The 26568-nt window shown below is 44.3% G+C and carries 26 protein-coding genes; 17 read left to right on the plus strand and 9 right to left on the minus strand.

What is annotated here, in order from left to right:
- Positions 1 to 179: 179 nt before the first annotated feature.
- From L2730_RS17350 to hslR, 3 genes are all read right to left on the minus strand, one after another.
- A complete protein-coding gene (locus tag L2730_RS17350) occupies positions 180 to 1721 on the minus strand; it encodes a phosphoenolpyruvate carboxykinase (RefSeq protein ID WP_248975750.1) in 1542 nt (513 codons plus the stop codon).
- A 244-nt stretch (positions 1722 to 1965) separates the two neighbouring features.
- Positions 1966 to 2826 carry an Hsp33 family molecular chaperone HslO gene (gene hslO, locus L2730_RS17355; protein WP_248975751.1) on the minus strand — a complete coding sequence of 287 codons (861 nt, stop codon included), beginning with the start codon at positions 2824 to 2826 and terminating at the stop codon, positions 1966 to 1968.
- Between the two features lie 15 nt (positions 2827 to 2841).
- Positions 2842 to 3240, minus strand: a complete 399-nt coding sequence (hslR, locus tag L2730_RS17360) for a ribosome-associated heat shock protein Hsp15 (protein WP_220738330.1) — start codon at positions 3238 to 3240, stop codon at positions 2842 to 2844.
- Between the two features lie 270 nt (positions 3241 to 3510).
- On the opposite strand from hslR, the gene gspC reads away from it, so the two are divergent.
- From gspC to L2730_RS17420, 12 genes are all read left to right on the plus strand, one after another.
- Positions 3511 to 4428, plus strand: a complete 918-nt coding sequence (gspC, locus tag L2730_RS17365; RefSeq protein ID WP_248975752.1) for a type II secretion system protein GspC — start codon at positions 3511 to 3513, stop codon at positions 4426 to 4428.
- Positions 4429 to 4512: 84 nt separating this feature from the next.
- On the plus strand, positions 4513 to 6678 hold the full coding sequence (gene gspD / locus L2730_RS17370; RefSeq protein ID WP_020910413.1) for a type II secretion system secretin GspD: 2166 nt from the start codon (positions 4513 to 4515) through the stop codon (positions 6676 to 6678).
- A complete protein-coding gene (gspE, locus tag L2730_RS17375) occupies positions 6671 to 8242 on the plus strand; it encodes a type II secretion system ATPase GspE (protein ID WP_248975753.1) in 1572 nt (523 codons plus the stop codon). The genes gspD and gspE overlap by 8 nt, the downstream gene beginning before the upstream one ends.
- Positions 8243 to 8245: 3 nt before the next feature.
- Positions 8246 to 9469, plus strand: coding sequence for a type II secretion system inner membrane protein GspF (gene gspF / locus L2730_RS17380; RefSeq protein WP_248975754.1), 1224 nt, complete (start codon positions 8246 to 8248; stop codon positions 9467 to 9469).
- Between the two features lie 64 nt (positions 9470 to 9533).
- Positions 9534 to 9968 carry a type II secretion system major pseudopilin GspG gene (gene gspG, locus L2730_RS17385; RefSeq protein ID WP_220738335.1) on the plus strand — a complete coding sequence of 145 codons (435 nt, stop codon included), beginning with the start codon at positions 9534 to 9536 and terminating at the stop codon, positions 9966 to 9968.
- A complete protein-coding gene (gene gspH / locus L2730_RS17390; RefSeq protein WP_248975755.1) occupies positions 9931 to 10563 on the plus strand; it encodes a type II secretion system minor pseudopilin GspH in 633 nt (210 codons plus the stop codon). Before gspG ends, gspH begins: the two co-directional genes overlap by 38 nt.
- A gap of 44 nt (positions 10564 to 10607) precedes the next feature.
- Positions 10608 to 10979 (plus strand): type II secretion system minor pseudopilin GspI, encoded by a 372-nt coding sequence (gene gspI / locus L2730_RS17395; RefSeq protein ID WP_044556216.1) that lies wholly within the window; start codon positions 10608 to 10610, stop codon positions 10977 to 10979.
- Positions 10960 to 11703, plus strand: coding sequence for a type II secretion system minor pseudopilin GspJ (gene gspJ / locus L2730_RS17400; protein ID WP_248975756.1), 744 nt, complete (start codon positions 10960 to 10962; stop codon positions 11701 to 11703). Before gspI ends, gspJ begins: the two co-directional genes overlap by 20 nt.
- Positions 11704 to 11717: 14 nt before the next feature.
- Positions 11718 to 12698, plus strand: coding sequence for a type II secretion system minor pseudopilin GspK (gene gspK, locus L2730_RS17405; RefSeq protein ID WP_248975773.1), 981 nt, complete (start codon positions 11718 to 11720; stop codon positions 12696 to 12698).
- A 45-nt stretch (positions 12699 to 12743) separates the two neighbouring features.
- Entirely contained in the window at positions 12744 to 13934 is a 1191-nt protein-coding gene (gene gspL / locus L2730_RS17410) for a type II secretion system protein GspL (RefSeq protein WP_248975757.1), read from the plus strand.
- Position 13935: 1 nt separating this feature from the next.
- Positions 13936 to 14412, plus strand: a complete 477-nt coding sequence (locus L2730_RS17415) for a type II secretion system protein M (RefSeq protein ID WP_248975758.1) — start codon at positions 13936 to 13938, stop codon at positions 14410 to 14412.
- 9 nt (positions 14413 to 14421) lie between these two features.
- Positions 14422 to 15180 carry a type II secretion system protein N gene (locus tag L2730_RS17420; protein WP_248975759.1) on the plus strand — a complete coding sequence of 253 codons (759 nt, stop codon included), beginning with the start codon at positions 14422 to 14424 and terminating at the stop codon, positions 15178 to 15180.
- A gap of 55 nt (positions 15181 to 15235) precedes the next feature.
- Here L2730_RS17420 and yrfG read toward each other — a convergent pair whose 3' ends face one another.
- Positions 15236 to 15904 (minus strand): GMP/IMP nucleotidase, encoded by a 669-nt coding sequence (gene yrfG, locus L2730_RS17425; protein WP_248975760.1) that lies wholly within the window; start codon positions 15902 to 15904, stop codon positions 15236 to 15238.
- A 108-nt stretch (positions 15905 to 16012) separates the two neighbouring features.
- On the opposite strand from yrfG, the gene nudE reads away from it, so the two are divergent.
- The 3 genes from nudE to L2730_RS17440 all read left to right on the plus strand — a co-directional run bounded on the left by nudE (position 16013) and on the right by L2730_RS17440 (position 19170).
- Entirely contained in the window at positions 16013 to 16567 is a 555-nt protein-coding gene (nudE, locus tag L2730_RS17430; protein WP_248975761.1) for an ADP compounds hydrolase NudE, read from the plus strand.
- Between the two features lie 31 nt (positions 16568 to 16598).
- On the plus strand, positions 16599 to 17414 hold the full coding sequence (cysQ, locus tag L2730_RS17435; protein ID WP_248975762.1) for a 3'(2'),5'-bisphosphate nucleotidase CysQ: 816 nt from the start codon (positions 16599 to 16601) through the stop codon (positions 17412 to 17414).
- Positions 17415 to 17514: 100 nt separating this feature from the next.
- Positions 17515 to 19170: an MFS transporter gene (locus L2730_RS17440; protein ID WP_248975763.1), complete on the plus strand. Its 1656-nt coding sequence runs from the start codon at positions 17515 to 17517 to the stop codon at positions 19168 to 19170.
- Positions 19171 to 19214: 44 nt separating this feature from the next.
- Here the strand turns inward: L2730_RS17440 and mnmH are convergent, their stop codons facing one another.
- The 3 genes from mnmH to L2730_RS17455 form a co-directional block, all read right to left on the minus strand.
- Complete coding sequence (gene mnmH, locus L2730_RS17445) at positions 19215 to 20312, minus strand: tRNA 2-selenouridine(34) synthase MnmH (protein WP_248975764.1); 1098 nt, start codon at positions 20310 to 20312, stop codon at positions 19215 to 19217.
- Positions 20312 to 21349, minus strand: coding sequence for a selenide, water dikinase SelD (selD, locus tag L2730_RS17450; RefSeq protein ID WP_248975765.1), 1038 nt, complete (start codon positions 21347 to 21349; stop codon positions 20312 to 20314). Before selD ends, mnmH begins: the two co-directional genes overlap by 1 nt.
- 205 nt (positions 21350 to 21554) lie before the next feature.
- A complete protein-coding gene (locus L2730_RS17455) occupies positions 21555 to 22661 on the minus strand; it encodes an acyl-CoA desaturase (protein WP_248975766.1) in 1107 nt (368 codons plus the stop codon).
- A 140-nt stretch (positions 22662 to 22801) separates the two neighbouring features.
- On the opposite strand from L2730_RS17455, the gene fabR reads away from it, so the two are divergent.
- Positions 22802 to 23416: an HTH-type transcriptional repressor FabR gene (gene fabR, locus L2730_RS17460; protein ID WP_248975767.1), complete on the plus strand. Its 615-nt coding sequence runs from the start codon at positions 22802 to 22804 to the stop codon at positions 23414 to 23416.
- Positions 23417 to 23475: 59 nt separating this feature from the next.
- On the opposite strand, the gene trmA is transcribed toward fabR, so the two are convergent.
- Complete coding sequence (trmA, locus tag L2730_RS17465; RefSeq protein WP_248975768.1) at positions 23476 to 24573, minus strand: tRNA (uridine(54)-C5)-methyltransferase TrmA; 1098 nt, start codon at positions 24571 to 24573, stop codon at positions 23476 to 23478.
- A gap of 185 nt (positions 24574 to 24758) precedes the next feature.
- On the opposite strand from trmA, the gene murI reads away from it, so the two are divergent.
- Positions 24759 to 25565: a glutamate racemase gene (gene murI / locus L2730_RS17470; protein WP_248975769.1), complete on the plus strand. Its 807-nt coding sequence runs from the start codon at positions 24759 to 24761 to the stop codon at positions 25563 to 25565.
- 5 nt (positions 25566 to 25570) lie between these two features.
- Here the strand turns inward: murI and L2730_RS17475 are convergent, their stop codons facing one another.
- The gene (locus L2730_RS17475) at positions 25571 to 26032 is read right to left on the minus strand and encodes an RNA recognition motif domain-containing protein (protein WP_020910435.1); all 462 of its coding nucleotides are present in this window, start codon (positions 26030 to 26032) and stop codon (positions 25571 to 25573) included.
- Positions 26033 to 26568 lie beyond the last annotated feature (536 nt).

The raw sequence follows: 26568 nt of genomic DNA on the forward strand, positions 1-26568 counted from the left end.
TAAAGTTAGGCTTGCTTGATACGAAAGTCAAGCTTACTTTACTTAAAGTTTACTAGGCTTTACCTGTTAAAGGTGATTAAGAATATTTTTTAAAGGGGGGAAAGGATGATGAATATAAAAAAATCCCAATTTAGCAGGGCTAAATTGGGATTTTAAGCGTAAACGCTTATGTTAGAGCATTAAGCGTTTGGCCCTGCATTCTTGATTGAATCAGGCACTTGGTATTTTTCAAAGTTCTTCTGGAAGCTTTCTGCTAGATGCTGTGCGAACTCGGCATACTGCTGCTTATCTTCCCAGGTATTAATTGGGTTGAGTAAGTTGCTGTCTACGCCTGGAATTGCAACAGGTACATGCAGGTTTAGCTTTTCAAGGTACTCTGTTTCAACATCCTTTAGCTCACCGCTCACGATTGCATCGACAATCGCACGAGTAGTTGGAATATCAAAACGCTTACCTATGCCATGGGGTCCACCCGTCCAACCAGTGTTGACCAAGTAAACCTGGCTACCGAAAGACTCGATACGCTTCATCAGTAGTTCTGCGTATACGCCAGCTGGACGTGGGAAGAATGGTGCTCCGAAGCAAGTCGAGAAGGTTGACTGAATAGCGGCAGTTGAGCCCATTTCAGTTGAACCCACTTTAGCAGTGTAGCCTGACAAGAAGTGGTAGGCTGCTTGCTCTTTAGTTAGCTTGGAAACAGGTGGTAATACGCCTGAAACATCACAAGTTAAGAATACGACTGCATGAGGTTCTGCACCGCAGTTTTCATCTTTACGTTGAGCAATATGCTCAAGAGGATAAGCGGCGCGGGTATTTTCTGTTAGCGTTGAGTTAGTGTAGTCAGGTACACGGTTCTCATCGGTCACTACATTTTCAAGCACGGTACCAAAACGGATCGCATCCCAGATCACAGGCTCGTTTTTCTGGCTAAGGTCGATACATTTTGCGTAGCAACCGCCTTCAATGTTGAAAACGCCACCAGGTGCCCAGCCGTGCTCATCATCACCGATAAGGAATCGCTTAGGATCTGCAGAAAGTGTGGTTTTACCTGTGCCTGATAGACCGAAAAATAGTGTGGTATCACCGTCAGAGCCTACGTTTGCAGAGCAGTGCATGGGTAATACACCTTTCGCTGGTAGCAAAAAGTTTTGCACTGAGAACATAGACTTCTTCATCTCGCCAGCGTACTTAAGGCCAGCAAGTAGTACTTTACGTTCTGCAAAGTTCAAGATGACAGTGGCATCAGAATGGGTGCCATCGCGCTCTGGATTACACACAAACCCAGGTGCATTGATGATCTGCCATGTTGGCTTGTCTGCTGCATTAAACTCTGTCGGAACGATGAAAAGGTTACGAGCAAATAGCTGATGCCATGCATATTCAGTTGTTACAGTGACTGGTTGGTAGTGCTCTTTGCTAGCACCAACTTCCAGGTGTGAAACAAACGTGTCTTTATCAGCTAGGTAAGCTTCAACACGATTCCAAAGTGCTGTAAAAGCATCTGCTTCGAATGGCTTGTTAACTGGTCCCCACTCGATATCAGCTTCTGAGCTTGGCTCTTTCACGATAAAGCGGTCGTTAGGTGAGCGACCTGAGCGTTCGCCAGTTTTTGCAACTAAAGCACCGTTTGCAGTCAATTCGCCTTCGCCGCGTGCTAGCGCAAGCTCAACTAATTGGCCTGTAGAGAGGTTAAGGTACTCGCGGTTTGATCCATCCGCCATGGGTAAGGTCTCCATCTTTAGGGTCGTTTTATGTGCCGGTCTATGGCGCCAGCTATTTTGTCTGGGGCGATTGTAACGTATGCGCAATTGAATATGTGGACTAGATCAAAAAAAATACTAAAAAGTGATCATCAAACTGAAATCTTGCTGTGATCCTTGGTAGGAAGGTCATACCAATTACGGTTTAAAGACAAAAAAGGCGCTCAATGAGCGCCTTTAATCGATAAAACTATGGGTCGGTAGCTTACTGGGTTGTATCGCTATTGGGTGCCACTGCATAAATCGCTTCGACATCAATTGCGTCGAATATATATTTGCTGTTGCAGTACTCACAACCCATCTCAATTTTACCCTGTTCGGCAATAATTGAATCAATCTCCTCTTTTGCCACTGTGCGGATCGCTTGTGCACTGCGCTCTTTTGAACAGGTGCAATTAAAAGTAATCGCAACAGGCTCAAACAGACGTACCTCTTCTTCGTGATAGAGGCGGTGCAGCACCTCTTCCGCCTCAAGAGTAAACAATTCCTCTTGCTTAACCGTTTCGGTTAACACCGAAAGGTGCTCGAACTCTTCATTGTGGTTGCCGTCAGTAGGTAATACCTGTAGGAACATACCTGCTGCTTGTTTGGCATCAGCAAATAACTTTATCTTGGTTGGCAGCTGCTCTGACTGCTCAAAGTAAGCTTCGAGACACTCACTGAGTGTTTCTTTGTCCAGTGCAACCACACCTTGGTAGCGTTCACCATCATCAGGTGTTAGTGTGATGACCATATGGCCTTTACCAAATAAAGATTGCAGCTGTGCATCTGCAGCAATGTCGCCATTCCAGCGAGAAACACCGCGCAATTGTTGCAAGTTATTGCCGTTGATAACTGCAAGTGATACTGGACCGTCGCCCTGTAGTTGAATGCTAATATCGCCACTAAACTTTAAGGTTGCTGTCAGCAGTGAAGTTGCCGCCATAAGCTCGCCGAGTAAGTGTTGAATGGCGACTGGGTAGTCATGCCCCGCAATTACTTCTTGGTAGCTTTTCTCTAATTGCACCAATTCACCGCGCACGCTGGCATTGTCAAATAGGTAACGGTATAAGTTGTCTTTAGTCATTTCGGTATTCCAGTGTTAGCTTTCTTTAAAGCGCATAATTTGTCGACGTTGTTTCTTATCGGGCTTCTGCTCTGGAGCCGGATTATGAAGAATATTCAAGCGTCTTTGCTCGGCATAGGTCTCACGTTTCGCTATGCTCTGAGGTGTTTCTTGGTAAAGGGTTTGCGCGATTAACCCTTTTTGGCGTTGTTCTGACAATTTTACAATGACGATCTCTTTTTCGTCATAACCTTGCCTTAATCTAATGGTGGCACCTATCTCAGCATACTTACTCGATTTGGTGCGCTGGCCGTTGTAGTGTACTTTACCACCATTAATCATCTCTTTTGAGATGGCGCGAGTCTTATAGAAGCGCGCAGCCCAGAGCCATTTGTCTAGCCTGACTTTCAATGCTTGTTGCTCGTTGTCAATCATGAGCGACTCCAGTGGTAGATTAACCTTTGTTAAAGTAGGGGTAAGTTCACAAGCTGAGTATTAATATACGAATCTTTACATCTCGACACGCAAAATAGTGGCAAGCTTCACACCCTTTTAAGGCGCGTAAAGTTAGCATATTTGGCCTATTATCGCCAACATTGCTGCTGTTATGGGCTTGTTGCAGATTGCAGTGTGGGTTAGCATGAGTCAGGATTTGCTAAATTATCATAATCAGAACAGAGACCTGTGCAGAGGGTCCACATAAATATGGATTTATTAGATAAGTTTTTAACTAAAGCAGCAGGTGTGCCCCAAAAGCCTGTTAGCTCAGCGATATTTACTATCGGTATTGTGCTAATGCTATTTCTTTTAGCACAGATTACATGGAAGTTAGTTCCTGAAAATTCAGCCGTTTCTCGCTGGACGCCGACGCCTGCCTCATCGACATCTTCTAGCTCAGCTAATATTTCTGGGGTTAAAGCATTGAGCCTATTTGGACGAGCTGATAGTAGCTCTTCTAAGCCTAAAGTGGCGCCTGTAGAAGAAATTATCACTGATGCACCGAAAACTTCGTTGTCGATTCAGTTGACGGGAGTGGTGGCATCAACCACTGAGCTTAAAGGTCTAGCGGTTATTGCATCGAGTGGTAGCCAAGAAACTTACAGCTTAGGCGATAAGATTAGAGGTACCTCAGCATCACTAAAAGAGGTCTATGCCGATCGCATTATTATCACTAATAGTGGTCGCTATGAAACCTTGATGCTAGATGGACTCGAATACAACACTAAAAGTAATGCTAATCAGCAACTACAGAAGGCTAAGAGCTTACCAAAAGGTAAAAGAGTCGATCAGCGCCAAAATCGTGAAGTAGCCCGTGAGTTAGGCGAATCTCGAGCTGAAATTTTGGCTGACCCGAGCAAGATAACTGATTACTTAGCCATCTCGCCGGTTAAAAGTGGTGGAGAGCTGGCGGGTTATCGACTCAATCCCGGAAAAGACAGAAAACTATTTACCGAAGCGGGTTTCAAGCCAAATGATTTGGCTAAATCACTTAACGGTTACGACTTGACCGATATGGGTCAAGCGCTAGAGGTTATGGGGCAGCTACCAGAGATGACTGAAGTTGCCTTAATGGTTGAGCGTGAAGGTCAACTTATCGAAATTATGTTTAGCTTGCCGCAATAAAAGAGCTGCAACCAATAACAATAAAGGCTGCTGCAATAATTAATTGAGCTTGCCGCAATTAAAGGTTTTAGGGGAAGTAATACAATGAATAATAAAAGGATTAGACGCAGACTAATCGCTGGTATGGTTATGGGCGCATCATTACTTGCACCACAACTTGCTTGGTCTGAACAATATGCGGCTAACTTTAAGGGCACTGATATTCAGGAGTTTATCAACATTGTTGGTAAAAACTTGAATCGCACTATTATTGTCGACCCTACCGTTCGCGGCAAAATCAATGTCCGCAGCTATGATCTTTTAGATGATGAGCAATATTATCAATTCTTCCTCAACACCCTGCAGGTTTATGGCTATGCAGTCGTTGAAATGGATAACAACATCATTAAAGTCATCAAAGATAAAGATGCTAAAACGGCATCGATTCGAGTGGCTGATGATGATTCGCCAGGTTTAGGCGATGAGATGGTTACCCGTATTGTAGCGCTGTATAACACAGAAGCTAAGCAGCTCGCACCACTGTTACGCCAGTTAAACGATAATGCCGGTGGCGGTAATGTCGTTCAATATGACCCATCAAATGTATTGATGATCACTGGCCGTGCTGCAGTAGTAAATAAGTTGGTTGAAATTGTACGCCGCGTTGATAAGCAAGGTGATACTGCTGTTGAAGTGGTTAAGCTTGAGTTTGCTTCGGCAGGTGAAATCGTACGCATTGTCGACACGCTATATCGCTCAACAGCCAATCAATCACAAATGCCTGGCCAGGCTCCAAAAGTTGTCGCTGATGAGCGTACGAACGCCGTCATCGTTAGTGGTGATGAAAAGAGCCGTTTGCGTGTTGTTAAGTTAATTAAAAAGTTAGATGCTGAACAAGCAAGTACAGGTAATACTAAAGTACGTTATTTACGCTACGCCAAAGCTGAAGACTTAGTTGAAGTATTAACTGGGTTTGCACAGCAACTGGTTGATGAAAAGGGTGGTTCAGCTCAAGGTGCTAACAAACGCCGCAATGAAATAAATATTATGGCTCACACAGACACTAATGCCTTGGTGATCAGCGCTGAGCCGGATCAAATGCGCACCATTGAGAGCGTGATTAACCAGCTTGATATTCGTCGTGCTCAAGTGTTAGTTGAAGCGATTATCGTTGAAGTATCCGAAGGTGATGATGTTGGCTTTGGCGTACAGTGGGCAACAGAGGCCGGTGGTGGTACTCAGTTTAACAACTTAGGCCCAACTATCGGCGAAATTGGCGCTGGTATCTGGCAGGCTCAAGGTGAAGAAGGTTCTACAGTTTGTAATGATGGAACCTGTACCGAAAACCCTGACACTCGAGGTGACATTACTTTACTGGCACAAGCGCTGGGTAAAGTGAATGGTATGGCGTGGGGCGTGGCGATGGGCGATTTTGGTGCCTTAATCCAAGCGGTATCGAGTGATACTAAATCAAACGTACTTGCAACACCGTCAATTACCACGCTTGATAACCAAGAAGCCTCATTCATCGTTGGTGATGAAGTGCCTATTCTTACTGGTAGCCAAAACTCTAGTAACGGTAATAGCAACCCATTCCAAACCGTTGAACGTAAAGAGGTGGGTGTAAAGCTTAAGGTGGTACCACAGGTCAATGAAGGTAACGCAGTTAAGCTAACGATTGAACAAGAAGTATCTGGTATTAACGGTAAAACAGGTGTCGATGTGACCTTTGCGACTCGTCGTTTGACCACTACGGTAATGGCCGACTCTGGACAGATTGTGGTGCTCGGCGGTTTGATCAATGAAGAGGTACAAGAGTCGGTACAGAAGGTACCATTCTTAGGCGATATTCCAATTATTGGTCATCTATTTAAGTCATCTTCAAGCGGTAAGAAAAAGAAGAACCTAATGGTGTTTATCAAGCCGACAATTATTCGTGATGGGATCACCATGGAAGGGATTGCTGGGCGCAAGTACAACTACTTCAGAGCGCTACAGCTTGAGCAGCAAGAGCGTGGCGTGAACTTGATGCCAAATACCGATGTGCCTGTTTTGGAAGAGTGGGATCAAGAAGCTTACCTACCATCAGAAGTGAACGAAGTACTTAACCGTTATAAAGACGGCAAAGGCTTAGATACTAAGATGCGAGAAACGGATTCAACGTTGAAGAGCATCTCTGGTGGCAATGAAGCCGAAACCGAGAAACCTGCTGAAACAACGAGTGATTCAAAGCCAGCCACCGATTCAGAAAAAGATTCAGCAGATGAGTGATAATCAACTTCAAACAGAAGATGAACTAGCACAAGTGTCTAATGAGCTTGGGTTAGTCTCTGAGGCGGAAGCGGATGAAGTCTTCCATTCGACCAGTAAAGAGCGTTTGCCATTTGCTTTTGCTCATCGATTCAATGCGGCTTTAGATAAAGACGAGGCGGGCATATTATCGCTCTATCATACCGCGAGTACACCGCTATCGGCATTGTTAGAGGTTCGCCGTTATAGTGGTAAATCGTTACCGCTCATAAAGCTAGAAGATATCGCTTTTGAAACGCGTTTAACTCAGGCTTACCAAGCTAATTCATCAGAAGCACAGCAGATGATGGAAGATATTGGTAACGAGATGGATCTATTTACGCTTGCCGAAGAGCTACCTCAAACAGAAGATCTGTTAGAAGGTGATGATGACGCGCCGATCATTAAACTGATTAATGCATTGTTGTCTGAAGCGATTAAAGAAGAAGCGTCTGATATCCATATTGAGACCTATGAAAAACAGCTGATAGTGCGTTTCCGTGTCGACGGGATCCTAAAAGAGGTGTTAAAGCCTAACCGCAAGCTGTCATCGCTATTAGTGTCACGTATTAAAGTCATGGCCCGCTTGGACATTGCCGAGAAACGTGTGCCTCAAGATGGCCGTATTTCACTGCGTATTGCGGGCCGTGCCGTCGACGTGCGTGTATCGACGATGCCATCAAGCCATGGCGAACGAGTGGTACTGCGTCTACTGGATAAAAATGCCGGCAACTTAGACCTAGTTCAACTCGGTATGACAGAGGATGTGCGGGTACAGTTCGATGAACTTATTCGTAAACCCCACGGTATTATTCTGGTTACCGGGCCAACAGGTTCAGGTAAGAGTACTACCTTGTACGCTGGTCTAACCGAGCTCAATTCCATCGATACCAATATCCTTACGGTAGAAGATCCTATCGAGTATGAGTTAGAAGGTATTGGTCAAACCCAAGTTAACACTAAGGTAGATATGACCTTTGCCCGCGGCTTGCGTGCGATATTGCGTCAAGATCCCGATGTGGTAATGATTGGTGAAATTCGAGATTTGGAAACTGCACAAATTGCTGTACAAGCCTCGCTAACTGGCCACATGGTGATATCAACGCTGCATACCAATACGGCGTCTGGTGCTATTACCCGTTTGCAAGATATGGGGGTAGAACCTTTCCTTGTTTCCTCAAGTTTACTCGGTGTACTTGCACAGCGGTTGATTCGAACTTTATGTAAGCATTGTAAAGAGGAACATGTACCTGACGAACGCGAAAGAGAGCTGTTGGGTATTAGTGCTGATGATCCTCGTATTATATATCGTGCAAAAGGGTGTCAAGCTTGTGGGCATAACGGCTACCGTGGTCGTACTGGTATCCATGAGTTGTTAGTGGTTGATGATGATGTACGAGAGTTGATCCACACTGGTCGAGGCGAATTGGCGATTGAAAAGCATATACGTAAATCAGTCCCGAGTATCCGTCATGACGGCATGAGTAAAGTGCTTGCAGGGAAAACCACCCTTGAAGAAGTACTGCGTGTGACTCGCGAGGAGTAACCAGTGCCAGCATTTGAATACAAAGCATTAGATAAAGCGGGCAAGCAGCAAAAAGGCGTTGTCGAAGCCGATACCGCAAGGCATGCCCGTGGCCAAATTAGAGAGTTACGTTTGATGCCACTGGAAATTACTCCAGTGGTTGAAAAAGAGAGCAAGTCAAAATCTGGTGGTGTGAGCTTTTTTAAGCGCGGCATATCAGTGTCAGAACTGGCCTTGATCACTCGTCAAATTGCAACCTTGGTAGCGGCTGGCCTGCCGATTGAAGAGGCGCTTAAAGCTGTTGGTCAACAGTGTGAAAAAGACCGATTAGCCAGTATGGTGATGGCAGTTCGTTCGCGAGTTGTTGAAGGTTATAGTTTGGCAGATTCAATGGCCGAGTTCCCTCACATCTTTGACGAGTTATATCGCGCAATGGTGGCATCTGGTGAAAAATCGGGTCACTTAGAAGTGGTATTAAATCGTCTTGCCGACTATACCGAGCGTCGCCAACAACTTAAAAGCAAAATGACCCAAGCGATGATCTACCCGATCGTGCTGACTTGTGTTGCTGTCGGTGTCATTGCGATCTTGCTGGCTGCAGTTGTACCAGAGGTTGTAGGTCAATTTGAGCATATGGGGCAAGAGCTGCCTTGGACCACTGAGCTTCTCATTAGCTCATCCGATTTTATTCGTGATTACGGCCTGATCATGCTCGGATTGATTGTCGGGCTATTTTTCATCTTCAGGCGCTTGTTAGTCGTGCCAGCAAACAGAATGAAATACGATACGTTGCTACTGCGCTTACCTGTGGTAAGTAAAGTCAGTAAAAGCCTTAATACCGCTCGTTTTGCTAGGACATTGAGTATCTTGACGGCCAGTTCGGTACCATTGCTAGACGCGATGCGTATTGCCAGCGATGTATTGGTTAACGTAAAGGTTAAAGCTGCTGTTGAAGAGGCTACATTAAGAGTGCGTGAGGGCACCAGTTTAGGTACTGCGTTGGCAAATACTAAACTTTTTCCGCCTATGATGCTCTATATGATCACCTCTGGTGAAAAAAGTGGTCAACTCGAACAGATGCTTGAGCGAGCGGCAGACAACCAAGATCGTGAATTTGAGTCAAATGTCACTATTGCACTGGGTGTATTTGAACCCATGTTGGTTGTTAGCATGGCGGCAATAGTACTATTTATTGTTTTAGCTATTCTGCAGCCTATTTTGGCGCTGAATAATATGATCAGTGGTTAACCGTTTCGATGTTGGCATTGCCATTCGAGAAATATGTAAGTCATTTAGTTAAAGGAAGTTTTTAATGCAAACTCGTAATAAGCAAAAAGGTTTCACCCTTTTAGAAGTGATGGTCGTTATCGTTATTCTAGGTATTTTAGCCTCAATGGTGGTACCAAACCTGATGGGTAACAAAGATAAAGCTGACCAACAGAAAGCCGTTTCAGATATTGTTGCGCTAGAAAATGCGTTAGATATGTATCGTTTAGATAACAGTATCTACCCATCAACAGAGCAAGGTTTAGAAGCACTAGTACAGAAGCCAACTATGTCGCCTGAGCCGCGTAACTACCGTGAAGATGGCTATGTTAAGCGTCTTCCACAAGATCCATGGCGTAATGACTACCTACTTTTAAGTCCAGGTGAAAACGGTAAGCTTGATATCTTCAGTGCAGGTCCTGATGGCCAACCAGGTACTGAAGATGACATTGGTAACTGGAACCTACAGAACTTCCAATAAGATGACATTAGCAGCTGTGCGTCAAACTCGCCAAACGGGCTTTACCTTAATGGAGGTGTTGCTCGTTGTGCTACTTATGGGGTTAGCGGCGTCGGCGGTTACCTTGAGTATGGGCGGTGGTGGTCAAAAGCAAGCGCTCGACCGCTTGGCACAGCAGTTTATGATGTCCTCGGAAATGGTACTGGATGAAACGGTCCTTAGTGGCCATTTCATCGGTATTGTCATTGAAGAAGACAGCTATGAATATGTCTACTATGACGAAGACGGTAACTGGAAGCCGCTAGAGCAAGATAGGCTGTTAGCGAGCAGACAGATGGAACCGGGTATTGAGCTGGTTTTGGTGCTTGATGGTTTGCCGCTAGTGCAAGAGGATGAAGAGCAAGATAGTTGGTTTGATGAGCCATTAATCGAAAAGTCAGCTGATGAGAAAAAGAAGTATCCAGAGCCACAAATTTTGCTATTCCCAAGTGGTGAGATGAGTGCATTTGAGCTCGCTTTTGTTGCTAAAGACGAAATGGATAAAGAGATCGAAGTCGTAGTCGTAGGCGATTCATTAGGCCGATTGAAACTGAATTATGAAGATGATGAACGTTAATGCTTGTCTACAAACGCCAATCTCTCATCAAAACGCGCCAGCCCATGTCTATTAGGCAGCGCGGAATGACCTTACTTGAAGTCATTGTTGCTTTGGCCGTTTTTTCAATTGCCGCAGTATCAATCACTAAAAGCTTGGGCGAGCAGATGGCTAATATGCCGATATTGGAAGAGCGCACCATGGCCCAGTGGGTTGCTCATAATCAAATGGTAGAAGCGCGTTTAGAGCCTAAATTCCCCGATATTGGTCGTAAAGATGGCCAAGAGCAGTTAGCCGGTAAAGATTGGTATTGGCGCAAAGAGGTTGTGAAGACAACCGATGACAATTTTAGAATGATCCGTATCACCATTAGCGACGATGATCGCTTTGGTCGTGTTATTGCTGAGGTGAGTAGTTATGTCCTCAAGTCGGATTAAACCTAGCGGCGGCTTTACGCTGTTAGAAATGCTGATCGCCATTGCGATATTTGCCCTAATAGGGCTTGCGGCAAATACAGTGCTACATACCGTAATGCAAAACGATACGGTGACACGTGAATTCGGTGCCAAGTTAAAAGCAATGCAGCAAGGGTTTGGCATTATTGAGCGAGACCTTAACCAGATGGTAGCTCGCACCCCTAGATTACTTGAAGGTGGCCGTGCCACCACAGTGTTTCAGACTGGCGATAACATGCTCGATTCAGAATCAGAGTCGTTAGTATTTTTCCGTTTAGGTTGGTTAAATCCTGATGGATTGCTGCCTCGAGGCAGTTTGCAGTCAGTCGCTTATGTGGTTATTGAAGGGAATTTGGAGCGTTGGTATTACCCATATCCCGAGCCCGAAATCGGTGCCGAGCCGATTAAAACGATTGTAATGAAAAAGGTGATTTCGGTTGAGTATGCTTTTTTCACTGATGATAAGTGGGAACGAAAAACCGATGCTACCAAACTGCCTAAAGCGATCGCTATGGAAATAGAGTTCGAGGATATAGGCAAAGTACAACGTAAGTTCTTATTGCCGACAGGTGCGCCCGCTGGAAGTAATAACAGTGGCGGTAATAACAACGGCGGTAATAACAACGGCGGTAATAACAACGGCGGTAATAACAACGGCGGTAATAATAACGGCGGCAGCAGTACAGAGGATGGTAAGACAGGGTGAATAATTCCTTAACCATGCCAACTAAACAAAGAGGCGTTGCGTTGATTGTGGTGTTGTTGATTGTGGCGTTAGTTGCGATCATTGCTACCAATATCACCTCTAGAAACCAGTTGTCTGTTAGGCGCACCATTAATTTAGCGCAGTATGATCAAGCTTTTTGGTATGCAATATCAGCTGAAGAGATCGCCAAAAAGGTTTTGAAACAAGATTTAGAAGATTCTGACACTGTGCACATGCAGCAGTATTGGGCCCAAGCAGATGTGATCTTTCCGGCAGAGAATGGTGAGATTGCGGGTAAAATCAGTGATATGCAGTCTTGTTTTAACGTGAATGCATTGTCGCAGACGACCAAGAAAGTTGAAAATGGTCAACCTAAAATGCCGCTGCCAGTGATTCAGTTTAAAGGGCTGTTAGTCGCGCTTGGGATGGATGATTTTGCCGCTGAGCGCTTATCGCAAACTTTAAAAGATTATATCGATGAAGATATGACTGCGAGCCCTTACGGTGCGGAAGATGCAGAATATGAGGCGCGAAATGTACCTTATCGTTCAGCTAATACCTTGATGAGTCATAAGAGTGAGTTGCGGGCCGTTATGGGGTTCACGCAAGATATCTATCTCAAGATTGCACCGTATGTGTGTGCAGTACCAGGCAATACAACACAAGTATTAAATGTTAACACTGTGCCAGTAGAGCACGCTGCACTAATTGCGGGCATGTTAGATAATAAAATTTCTGTTGGTGAGGCTGAAAGCATCATCAACCAACGCCCTGGCGATGGTTATGAGAAAGTAGATGAGTTTTGGGAAAACTCCTCTATCGCTAGCCTCGCCGGTGATGCACAACTTAAATCGAGTTTTGGCGTGACCAGTAGTTATTTTTTATTGGAAGCAGGCGCAAAAGTCGATAATGCCGTATTTAGGCTCGAAAGTGTGCTCAATGGCGATGGCAGAACGTTGAATGTGTTATCCCGTCAGTTTGGCGGACAAAAATAACAACAGTCCTTTAGCAAAATTAAAGAGACTCGTGGAGACAGATCAGTGAGTGAAAGACTATTCATCCGTTTAGGACAATCCTTTGAGCAACCATGTTCGTGGCTCGTTTGGTCTGAACAGGAACAAGAAATAATAGGTTCTGGCGAACTCAGTGATGCCGGCGCACTATCGACTCTGACTGAAAGAGCTGCTAATGGTACGGTTGACGTATTAGTCCCAGCATCTAGCATCACTTTGACTGCAGTCGACCTGCCTGAAAAAGGCCAGCGTCAAGCGATTAAAGCGCTGCCATTTATGCTGGAAGAGAATTTAGCGCAAGATGTAGAGGAACTGCATTTTGTGGTTGGTCCTCGTGAAGGTGATGCACTCAATATTGCAGTGGTTGCTCATGAGCAGATGCAAAACTGGATAGAGTGGCTAGCGGAAGCAGGATTAAAAGCTAAATGCATAGTGCCAGACTGTCTTGCATTGCCTTTGGCTGAGTGCGATTGGGCAGCCATTACATTTGGGCAAGAGATCTTGCTACGAACGGGCGAAGGCAGTGGTGTAAGCCTTGAGCAAGAGTGGCTGGAGATGGCGTTACCGCAACTCTTGCCTGACAGCGAAGAGGCAATTACTGTCGCTGGCTATACAGAAATTGCTTTGGCGGGGACCGCTATAAAAGCACAACCTCTCGACTTACCTATGTTGGTGTTAGCGCGTGGCATGCTTAATGCGCCAATGAACCTGTTATCAGGTGTTTATCAGCCTAAGCGTGAATACGGCAAGCACCTTAGCTTATGGCGTAATGCCGCCATCGTATTTGCAGTTGTAGTGGTGTTATCGCTAGTGAATAAAGGCCTAAACATTCACCAAATGAATGCTAAAGCGGATGTGGTAAGACTGCAGAGCGAACAGATTTACAAGCAAGTGGTACCTGGCAGTTCAAGAGTGGTTAATCTGCGCGCGCAAATGGATAGTCATGTAAGAAAAATGCAAGGTGGCGGCAGCGGCACTGAGTTCTTCAGCATGCTTGAGGGCACTCAAGCTGCGTTTGAGCAAGTACAAGATCTAAAACCGACCACATTGCGTTTTGATAGTAATCGTGGCGAGCTGCGGATGCAGATTAAAGCTAAGAATTATGCTCAAATTGAGAAGTTTAAAGAGATTATATCTCGCACATACAAGCTCGATGGTGGCGCGATGAACAGTGGTGAGTCAGAAGTCACCAGCACCTTAACCATTAGGAGCAAATAAGATGGATAATCTTAAAGTATGGTGGGCGGGCTTGATCCTGCGTGAAAAGCAGATGGTAAGTGCTTGTGGCGTAGTATTAGTAATAGGTATTTTCTATTGGGGCGTTTGGACGCCAATTGCCAATGCAGAAGCCGATGCCGAGCGAAATCTTGCAGGTCAGCTCAATACTCTCAATTATGTAAAGCAGACCGCTAATCGTATTGCTGGTTTGAAACAAACAAGTCAAGGCAGTGCTTTTAAAGGCAGTTTAAGCGCTGCGGTTAACCAAACAGCTGGTAGCTTTGGCTTAACAATTACTCGCATGCAGCCTCAAGGTAACAAAATTCAAGTATGGATGGATGAGGTTCCATTCGATACTTTGCTGAGCTACCTCAATGAGCTGGTTCAAAACCAAGGTTTATCATTAGAGAGCTTGGATGTGGCTGAATCCGATACCCCTGGTTTCGTTAATGTTCGCCGAATTCAGTTATCCAAGTAGGATGTTGTTGTGAAATTAGTAAAAAAAATCGCGCTAGGCTTTTTCATCTATTTGGTTTTTTTAGTGGTGTTATTTCCCGCTAGCATGGCAGTGAAGCTTGCACCTATACCGGCTAATACGGTTATTAGTGGTGTATCTGGCACTATTTGGTCTGGCAGTATCGACTCTTTGACTGTGCAAAAACGTCAGCTTGAAATGGTGCGCTGGGACTTGAGTGTTGCTTCACTGTTGATGGGAACGGTTAAGGCCGATATTAGTATTGGAAGTCGCAGCAGCGCTGTTAATGGTAAAGCTGTAGTAGCGTATTCTTTTGCTGGGCTCGACGTTAGTGGTCTGCGTTTTGAAGCGCCGAGTGACTTTCTGTTGGGTAATACTCGACTACCGTTTAGAACTGAAATTAACGGTGACGTAAGCGCCTTAGTCGATACCTTTGAACAAGGACTGCCTTGGTGCGAACAGCTATCGGGTAAGCTGTTTTTAAACAAAATACAAGTAACTAATCAGTTTGGTAATTATCCATTAGGCGATATTGCCTTAGGTTTAAGCTGTATCGATGGCCAAGTGCAATTGGCGACAGATGAACAACTTAATGGCCTAGGCTTAGATGGTACTATCTTGTTGGCTGATAATAAGATGATGCAGGTGAATGCTAAGATCCGTGAGGTTAATACACAGCCTGATGATTTGAAAAAGGCACTTGGATTCCTAGGTAAGAAAGATAGCCAAGGTTATTACCCAATCACCTATCAAGGTCGATTACCTATCTAAGTCTATCGCTCCAGTAAAAAATGTTAAAAAGGCACTGTTGAGGTGCCTTTTTTGATCATGTTTGTTGGAGCAACTCATCCAATAGATGGTGGTAATCGTCTATTGCAGGGAAGTCGCTAAAGAGCTTATGAGGTTTTTGGCTATCCGGGTTGGCCACACCTAATTGATGGCCAACCCCGGCGAGTTTAGCTGCAGCCAAAATCGTTTCGTTGTCATCGATGAATAAGCAGCGACTTGGATCTAAATCAAAGCGTTCAAACAGTTGTTGCCAGAATAGTGGATGCTCCTTGGGGTAACCTGTTTCATGACTCGATATCATCGCATCTAAGCCTAAAGCTAAATCGGTATGTGCTAATTTCAGTGTTAAGCCTTTCGGGTGAGCATTGGTCACTAGAATTCGCTTTTTGTTGGCTTTTTCTAGCGCGTACAGAAACGGTAAGCTGTCTTGGCGCAGCTGGATCTTCTCCACTAAGGTTTTATGCAGAGTCATAATATCTAACCCCATCTTTTGTTCCCAATAATCTAAACAGTACCAATCTAGAGTACCATCAACCTTTTGGTAGTTAGCTGCAACCCACTCCATTGCTGCATTTTCCGAGATATTACGTTGCTCACTCAGCGCTTTGGGGATCAAACTGAGCCAGAAGTGATTATCAAAATGCAGGTCGAGTAGGGTACCGTCCATATCAAGTAAAACAGTATCAATATCGTGCCATGGAAACATAGTTAGATGATCCTAGTAAATTCAGGTTGTAGATTGGAGCTAGAATAGTAAGATTGTAACTGATCTCAGCAACTATCTGCGGGAAAGATCAACTGCCATAGGATGTGTATGACTACCAAGAAGGTTAAGCCGGAAATATTGCATGCTGAAGTAGTGGCTAAAAGTCGACTATTTCAGATAGAACAGCTGCATTTAAGGTTTTCAAATCAAGTTGAGCGTCAATATGAGCGGATGAAAGGTAATAATCGTGGCGCTGTGATGGTAGTACCTGTACTGGGTAATAAACAGTTATTATTAGGTCGGGAGTATGCAGCGGGGACTCACAGTTATGAACTTGGCTTTCCAAAAGGGCTAATTGATCCGGGTGAGACCGCGGCGCAGGCCGCTAATCGAGAATTACAGGAAGAGATTGGCTATGGCTCAAATAAACTGACTCACCTAATGGAATTAAGCCTCGCGCCAGGTTATTTTGCCAGCAAAATGCAGATATTTTTAGCTGAAGATCTCTACCAAAGTGAATTGGAGGGTGATGAACCTGAGCCAATTGACATGGTTCCATGGCCGCTGGAGCAGTGGCAGGATTTATTGCAAGAGCAGGATTTTTCAGAGTCTCGCAGTGTAAGTGCTTTATTTTTAGCGCAAAAGCATCTACAACTGAAGTAGCTTAATTAATATAACCGGGTAGTAAGTAGTTATGAAGCCAGAGAGTTACATCGACCAAGTCATAGATATCGCCACTGAGGCGGGCAAAAAAATTCGTGATATTTACCAACTTGGTGATTTCGAACGCGAGATAAAGTCAGATAATACCCCGGTGACTTCGGCGGATATTGCCGCACATAATATCATCATCAACGCCCTTAAAGAGCTCACTCCTGAGATCCCTGTTTTATCAGAAGAAGATGCCGATATAGCATTCTCTGAGCGCAGTAATTGGCAACGTTATTGGTTGGTTGATCCGCTGGATGGAACCGGAGAGTTTATTGCCGGGAGTGGTGATTTCTCGGTGATTATCGCTCTCGTTGAACATAATCGCCCTATCGTTGGTGTAGTGTATGTGCCGATGACCGAAGTATGTTACTACGCAATTGCTGGTTTAGGTGCTTATAAGCGAGCCAATGGCAATGAGATGCGGATTAGTAGTCGTCAAATTGGCCACGATGACGATAGTCCATTGAGGCTAGCAGTGAGTCGCCGCCAAGATCCCCAGTCGGTTATTAAGCTGTTTAACCAGAATAAGCATTGCGAACTGGTGGTACTTGGTGGAGCAGCACTAAAAAGCTGTTTAGTGGCAGAAGGACGAGCAGACAGTTATGTACGTATTGGTCCTACCGGTGAGTGGGATACTGGCGCTGCACAAATTATTGTAGAAGAGGCGGGTGGTCAGATCATGGATCTCACACTGCAACCTTTGAGCTATAACGAGCGTGAAAGCTTGGAGAATCCAAACTTTATCGTTGTTGGTTCGCCAAACTTGGCCTGGGACGAAATCCTAATCGCTGAGAGTTAAGTTGTTAACTGTCTAAAGCCATCACAATGTGATGGCTTTTTTATTGGACTAATTTTATCGCTGCTGGCTTTTGTATTAGCCAGTTTTAAAAAGGAAGCTTATGATTTTTAGTCGCCGCTTTTTGCCCTACTTTGTGACTCAGTGCTTAGGGGCGCTAAATGATAATGTGTATAAAAATGTGCTGCTATTAATGGTGAGCTACTCACAAATTGAAGCCTTGCCTATTGATGTACACCTTTTTGTAAACCTTGCAGCAGGCCTTTTCATCCTACCATTTTTGCTGTTTTCAGCGCATGCGGGACTAGTTGCCGACAGTATTGATAAAGCCACTCTTATCCGCCGACTTAAAGTACTCGAGCTATTGATTATGTCTGCTGCAGTGTTGGCAATCTTCTCTCATAGCTATCTTATAATGTTATTACTGCTGTTTTTGATGGGCGTTCAATCAGCATATTTTGGCCCAGTAAAATATTCATTATTACCGCGAGTACTAAACGAACATGAGTTGGTATCGGGCAATGCATGGGTTGAAATGGGCACCTTTCTGGCGATTTTGACTGGTACTTTGTCTGCTGGGCTGATTGTCGCTAGCGAGCATGTAACTTATTGGGCGGCAGGTAGCGTGTTTACCTTGGCGTTGATTGGCGTATGCAGTAGCTGGATGATCCCCAGTATTCCTTCAAGTAATAAAGTAAAACCGAAGTTTTCGATCGTTAAAGCAACGGCAACAAGCATTGCTAAAGTGCGCAAAAATCGAGACATCTGGATTGCGATATTGGCTATTAGCTGGTTTTGGTTTGTCGGCGCGAGCTATTTAACACAGATCCCAAACTTTGCGCGGATAACACTTAACTCCGATCCGACGGTGGTCTCGTTATTACTACTGCTCTTTTCAATTGGCATAGGCATTGGTTCTTTTGTTTGTGAGCGCTTGTCATGTAAGCAAGTTGAACTGGGGATAGCACCTTTAGGTTTGATATTTCTTGGTGTATTTGGCATCGATCTGTATGCCGCTTTACCGATCTTAGCGACTCCAGCTGCTGTATTTGATGTCGTCACATTTGTCAGTGATGCTATGCACTACCGTTTGATGTTTGATCTATTGATGATAGGTGTTGGCGGCGGCTTGTTTATTGTACCGCTCTATACCTTTATTCAAGCCCGTGCAGATGAAAACGAATGTGCGCAGGCTATCGCCAGTAACAATATTGTCAACGCGCTATTTATGGTGACGTCGGCCATTTTTGCCATGCTGGTATTAAACGGGTTGCAATGGAAAATTGAGCAGCTGTTCCTAGTACTCGCCTTTGGCAATCTACTGGTGCTGGCGCTAATTCTAGTAAGCTGGCCAGAATTAACAGTGAGCGTATTAAGCTATGTGTTTCGGCGGATAGTTAATCGACATAGCATCCACAATACTGAAGAACTAGCCGCTTTAAAGCAGGACAGAAGCGCGCCGATTATCGTTGAGGTTGAGCGATGCGATCTTTCTACACTGCTTGTCATTAATGGTTTGTTTAATCGGCCTGTTTATATTGCAACTCCTCAGCCTGTGACTCAACAAAGTCGCCTAGAGAGATACTTTATCAACAAACGGCTATGGGCTGGCAAAACAGCGCCCTTACCAGTGCTCGTGTGCACTAAGGAGGCAATATTGCCAGCTCCAATAGAGAACGCTAGAACGATAAGGTGTAACATTAAGCGCAGAAAAAAGTCGTGGTTGAGAGGACAAATTGAGGTGGACTTAACGATATAGCCGATTAAGAAGAAAGTCACAATCGGCTAATAAAGCGCTAGAGGTTAGTTAGCATCTAGCCATTGATGCATAGCTAAATGATCACCTTTAAACAAAATTCGTTCGGCTTTCTTATCTATCTGGTATTGATACATAGGATCGTAATATTTGCTTAACAGTAGCTCAATCCATTCAATATGAGCGCTGGTATCACCACGACTTTGCTGAATGTTGAGTGCATTGGTGATAATTGCTTGGAATTCATCGTGCTGTTTACCGCCAAGACGTTTCTTTATCCCGGTGATACTTAGTGCTAAATATTCTGCAAATGCTGCAAAGCCGGCTTCTTCGCCAAGACGCTCAATATAACCGCTATGCATCTTATGTACATACTCATTAAGTAGGCGAGTTAACCTAGCTTCCATCGGTTCTTCTAGCACGACGACATTTGCCTGTTGCATCCCTTTGTAGAATGCTTGTGGTAATGCAGAGCGTCCAATGAGGAAGCTCTCATCTTCGAGCAGTAGGTGTTTGGCTTGGCTATCTTGATGTTTCAAGAGGGCGACAGCTAATGCATTTTCAAAGTTTATCTGGGTAGGCTGCGGCTCATGGTAGCGGCCAAAGCTCGAACCACGATGATGGGCAATACCTTCGAGATCTACACCGTCATTACGAGCGAGCAAAAAGTCAGTCTTACCACTGCCTGTGATCCCACTAAGGATTAACATGGGTTTCTGGCTCGCTGCGTTATCGATAGTTTCAATTAAAAACTGACGCATTGCTTTATAGCCGCCTTCAATAAAGGGGATATCGATACCAGCTTCTTTTAACCACTGTTGAGTTAATTTAGAGCGTAAGCCACCTCGAAAGCAGTAAAGGTATGCATCAGGGTGCTTAGTAAAATAGCGTTGCCAAGCATCGAGCCTTTGTTGTTTTATCTCGCCAGTAACAAGTGAATGACCTAAAGCGATCGCAGCTTGTTGTCCTTTTTGTTTGTAGCAAGTGCCGACTAACTTACGTTCTTCGTCTTCCATCAACGGATGGTTACGACTGGCAGGAAATGCTCCTTTAGTAAATTCAACAGGTGCTCGCGCATCCATTATAGGATGATCACTGACAAGAATTCGTCGGTACTCACTTGCGCTCACCATGTTGACGGGCATTAGATAAGCTCCACTGTGGTTGCTGATCTCTCGACTAGCTCACCAATGCAGATAGGTTCGACACCGTTGCTTGATAGTAACTGCTGCAGCTGAGCTTCGCCCTGAGCAGAGACCGAGATCAACAAGCCACCACTAGTTTGAGGATCGCAGATAATCGCTTTTTGCTGCTCAGTTAACATGGGTAAGTGTTCACCATAGCTATCGAAGTTTCTGTGAGTTCCCCCAGGGACACAACCCATCTCAAGATAATGCTGAGCATTGGGAAGTAGTGGCAGCAAACTAATATCGATTTTTGCGCCAAGCTCTGCGCCATGACACATCTCTAAAAGGTGTCCAGCTAAGCCGAAGCCAGTAACATCAGTGAGTGCGTTTACCTGTGGGATTTTAGCGATATTAGGGCCCAAAATGTTTAACTGGCACATCGCATCTGCTGCTGTATTGAGATCGGCATCAGCAAGCTTTTTCTGTTTTTGCGCTGTGGTTAAAATCCCAATACCAAGTGGCTTGGTTAGATAGAGTTTATCGCCAACTTTAGCCGTGTTGTTCTGCTTAAGCTCATTCAGCGGAATTTGCCCTGTTACCGCTAAGCCAAAAATAGGCTCAGGAGAGTCGATACTATGACCACCCGCCAGCATTATCCCTGCATCGGCGCAGGCTTGTCTGCCACCATCAACAACTTGCTGTGCCACTTCGGCTGGTAGCTTATCTACTGGCCAGCCCAAAATGGCGATTGCCATCATAGGCGTGCCGCCCATAGCATAAATATCACTGATGGCATTGGTTGCTGCTATGCGGCCAAAAGTGAAAGGATCATCAACGATAGGCATAAAAAAGTCGGTGGTGCTAATAATGCCTGTGGTGTCGTTAAGTTTGTAAACTGCAGCATCATCTCGGGTTTGGTTTCCCACAAGCAGTTTAGGATCGTCAAATACTGGCAATTGGGTCGCGAGTATAGTACCCAATACCTTAGGAGAGATCTTGCAGCCACAACCGGCGCCGTGACTATACTCGGTAAGTTTAATTTGTTGATCTGACATGAGCTTGAAACGCCCTAAAAATGCTAATTAGCCGATTATCATAGACCCATCATCTAATGACTTCAATGAGTGGTTAATGAAGTTGAAGCCTAATTGCAAACTAGCGATGCATTTGTTGAATTCACTTAGTATTAAGCGACATGAAGATAAAATAAAAAGCCACTCATGAGAGTGGCTGATGTTGTTATACCAATGGTATTCGCTCTTAGCTAAAGCTTGCGGTCAGACTATGCCAGCTTTTCTTTTGTTGCTTAAATCGAAGCTTAAGCTCTTTGACCTCAGCCATAAGATCTCGATCCGCGAGCTGTTTACGCTTAGCCTCAAGCAGTGCTTTCTTGGCATCGTAATATTCTGCTAAATGAGATTTCAGCATTTCATACTCTGCTTGTAACTTTTCGATAATCTCTTCACTGTTAGGAAGGTGAGCGACTTTATTTTGAGTGCGTTTTAGTTGCATCTGTAAGCGAGCGCTTTCAATACGCTCTTGTGGCACAACTCGGCGGCTATTAGTGAGCCCTACTAACGCTAAACCGTCGATTAACCACTTGGTTGGATCATACTGCCACCAGTGAATGCCATTACGGTAGTCATTCTCAAAGATGTGGTGGTAGTTATGGTATCCCTCACCATAAGTTAGCAGTGCTATAAAACCATTATCACGGGCAGTATTTTTATCTGTGTATGGCTGGGAGCCCCATATATGAGCCAGTGAATTAATGAAGAATGTGCAGTGATGTACCACCACTAGACGTAGTAGGCCTGCTAGCAGTAGCATGCCAAGAATGTCACCATTTAACCAACCTAGCAAAATTGGTAGACCGAAGTTCATGATAATAAGCAGTGGTAGATAGTATTTGTGCTGCCACATCACAATTTTATCATTCTGTAGATCGCGTACATTTTTGTAATCATGGTATCGCTGAGATTGATATTCACGCAGCATCCAGCCTATATGGCTGTACCAAAATCCCATTTTTGCTGAGTAAGGATCTTTGTCGTTATTATCGACATGCTTATGGTGTACTCGATGATCTGAAGACCAATGCAGTGCACTGTTTTGTAGTGCTAATGCACCGCCAAGGGCATAGATAAAGCGCACTGAAGCATGGGCTTTGTAAGTGCGATGGGACCAGAGCCTATGGTAGCCACCAGTGATCGATAAGCCACTGGCAAAGGCAAGAACGACAAAGGCAATCCATTCGACGGCCTCAAAGCCATAAACGATCCCGTACCAAGGTACTAATAATACAGCGCAGGCAAATGTGATGGTAAAAAGACTCACATTCATCCAAATAATAGGAGGTTTTTTCATTATTTTTTATTATCTCTAGTTGAGCGTACAGCTGTACGCTAATTTAACTTGGATAGAGATTTGGGTCAAGTTTGTTGATGCTGCGTTTTCAGTAAAAAAGCGTTATTATTCGAAACATAATTTTTGTAAGTAGGTTCAGTATGGGCATTAGAGCACAACAAAAAGAGAAGACACGACGCGCGTTAGTTGATGCTGCGTTCAATCAGTTAAGCGCTGAACGTAGCTTTTCTAGCTTGAGTTTGCGCGAAGTTGCGCGCGAGGCCAATATTGCACCGACCTCATTCTATCGACATTTTAAAGATATGAATGAGTTGGGTTTAACCATGGTGGACGAAGGTGGTCTAACGCTCAGGCAGATGATGCGTAAAGGACGCCAGCGTGCAGAAGCGGGTGGTAGCGTTATCCGTATCTCTGTTGAAACCTTTATGGAAGTACTTGAATCTAACCCCAACGTATTCCGTATCCTGCTGCATGAGCGTTCTGGCACCTCTGCGCCATTTCGTGGTGCGGTTGCTAGAGAGATTGAACATTTCATATCTGAGTTAGCGCATTACACCGAGGATACAGCCAATAGAGCGCCAGACTTGGCTCATGCGCAAGCTGAAGCGCTGGTGACTTTAGTGTTCAATGCTGGCGCTGCAGCGCTGGATATGAAACGTATAGATCGTAAAGCCTTAGCGGACCGGTTAGTGATCCAATTACATATGATCGCTAAAGGTGCTGATGCTCTACAGAATAAAAGAGAGCAGAAATAGTAGAACGATAATAAAAACGGCATCCATTTGGATGCCGTTTTTGTCGGTACCATGAGCTTTTACTTCTTCTCGAGAAATACGCCTGATTCCATATGATCGGTATATGGGAATTGATCAAACAGTGCGAACCGGGTGATGTTATGTGTCTTACTCAACTCTTTTAAGTTATCTAGTAAGGTATTAGGGTTACATGAGATATAAACAATACGCTCATAACCTTGCACTAACTTAACGGTATTCTCGTCCAAACCAGCACGTGGTGGATCAACAAAGATGGTGTTGCAGTTATAACTATCAAGATCGATACCTTCTAAACGTCGGTAGCTACGCTTCTTTGCCATGGCGTCGGTGAAGTCTTCTGCTGACATACGGATAATTTGTAGGTTATCAACGTTATTCATTTTGATATTGTACTGAGCAGATTCTACTGACGGCTTAGCGAGTTCGGTAGCCAATACTCGTTCAAAGTTTTGCGCCAGTGCAATTGAAAAATTACCATTACCGCAATAGAGTTCTAATAAATCTCCAGTACTATTCTTGGTGACATCAATCGCCCACTCAAGCATTTTGACCGAGACTTTACCGTTAGGCTGAGTAAAGCTATTTTCAATTTGATGATACTGCAGCTGCTGACCGGCGACATTCAGTGATTCAACGACAAAGTCTTTATCAAAAATCAGTTTTTGTTTGCGAGCTCGGCCAATCAAATTGACATTGAATTGGCTGCTAAGTGTTTGCTTTAAGATTTTTGCTTGCTCTTCCCATTCAGCATCTAGCTGCTTATGGTAAAGCAAGGATACTAAGATCTCTCCACTTAGCGTTGAGAGAAAATCTATTTGAAACAGGCGATGGCGCAAGATAGTGTTGGGCTTTAATAGCTCAACCAGCACCGGCATCATTTTATTGATCAGCTCACTAGCAGGTAGAAACTGATCGCAACGCACTTTGCTATTAAGTTCTTTATCGAACATGTAATAGTAGAGGTCTTCCCCTTCATGCCACATTCTAAATTCAGCACGCATACGATAGTGGGCAGTTTCAGAGCTAAATGACTCAAGTTCCGGCGTGTCAAAACCAGTAAATAACTGCTTTAGCTTGACGCGCTTTGCTTCGAGTTGCGCATCGTAGGTTGAAGGATCCATTGCTGCTAAATTCATATTTTGATCACCGTGAGCTTTAAATTAGGGGCGGAATATTATACTAGATAGCAGGGATGTCCAGTTTCTCCCAATTGATTTAATCTAGCTTGTGGGTAAATTTTAAAGCAAAATAGACCATTCGGCCTTAAGTAAGGCTTATTGCGGTGCTATATAACGGCATTTATATGATAGTGGAGAACGCTTTGTCTGGACCTATTCTTATTTTTGACTCTGGAATTGGTGGATTATCGATTTTGGACGAGATCAGAAAAGTATTGCCTCAGCAGAACTGCTGCTATCTATTTGATAATGCTCGACTGCCATATGGCGAATTAGAAGAGTCAGAACTTATCAGTGGTTGCGTGTCGCTTGTTATCGAACAAGCGATGCGGATTAATGCTGGCATTGTGGTGGTTGCATGTAACTCGGCCAGTACATTAGTGTTACCTATATTAAGGCAGCAGCTATCAATTCCTGTTGTCGGTGTTGTCCCCGCGATTAAACCCGCCGCCAAGATATCTAAGCGTAGGCACATCGGTTTACTGGCTACCCCTGGTACAATCAAGCGGCCATATACCAAAGAGTTAATCGATGCATTTGCAGAGGATTGTCGGGTTGAACTGTTCGGTTCATCTGAATTGGTCATGCTAGCTGAAGCAAAATTGGCGGGGACGGCAGTTGATATGCAAAAGCTTGAGTTATTACTAGCCCCAATTAGAACGTCTGAACTTGATACCTTAGTGCTTGGTTGTACACACTTTCCAATTTTGGCTGCAGAAATCAAGCAGTCACTGGGGCAAAGCGTTATCTTGCTAGATTCTGGTAAAGCTGTGGCAGATAGAGTATTGAGTTTACTGAAAGGTCGCAGCTTACTAAAAACTGCAAGCAATAAGTTTGTAGACTATAGTGCGGTATTTACGACTGATGATATTGCGCAGGGTTTAAAAGAAAGGTTAGTTGAAGAGGGGTTCACGAGTATAGAACCACACTCCTCAACTAACTTACGTTAGCTAGCTTACGCTTGGCTTTCTGTTTTATCTGAATCTTGAGACTTAGCTTCACGAACTTTTAATGTTCTTTCTTGAAAATCATATTCGTTTAACTTAGACATCGCCTTCTTAGCACCTGCTTCTGACATTTCGATAAAGCCAAAGCCTTTACGACGTCCAGTTTTACGATCTCGTACTAAGCGAACTGAGTTGACGGGACCATACTCACCAAATAATGCTTTTACTTCACCTTCATGAACACGGTAAGGCAAGTTACCTACATATAAGGTCATAGTTGGACCTGTATAAGGTTCGTTGCTACTCGCTGCAGCAGACGTTCCTGATTTAGATTGAATTGAAAAGATAACGCTTGCGATGATAGCACCAGTAAAGAAAGCAATGGCACCGTTTAGATCTGGCGCGATCTGAAAAATAGCTAATGCACCAATAATGGCAACGGCTAAAACGATAAAGAATGACTTCTGCATATATATAATCTCTGAAGTGTAAATGAATGAATCGATAACTAACTGTTAATAACTTGCATATGGTAATGAATTATTGAGCAATACACTAGTGTGTTGCTGAAAAAATGAACTTTATCTTAGTTCCAAGCCTATAAAGGTGAATTAAGCTGCACAGGAAGTACGATAAATAGTCATATCCAGGCTGTTTGGTGAAAAGATCGACATGCGATCGTTTTCTTATTAAAAAGCGCTTGCGCTTACTCAAGATCTCCCTATAATGCGCAACCACTGACACGGCACAGCAGGCCAACTAACTTACCGCAAGGTTAGATAGTACGGGACTTGCAGCGGTGTTAGAGAGTTTAAAACCTTCGGGGATTTGATTCAGGTGACAAACGCTTTAAGGGCTTCGGGTAATGCTTCTTTTCACGAGAGTGGTTAAGAATTCATCGCTTGAAAAACTTCTTAAAATAAGCGCTTGACGCCGCCACTGGAGAGTGTAGAATACGCCTCCTCAAGCCAACGACCTAGCGTCTTCGGCGAAGTATGAAAGATGA

This window comes from Shewanella kaireitica, from assembly GCF_023284045.1.
GTDB classification, from domain to species: Bacteria; Pseudomonadota; Gammaproteobacteria; order Enterobacterales; family Shewanellaceae; genus Shewanella; species Shewanella kaireitica.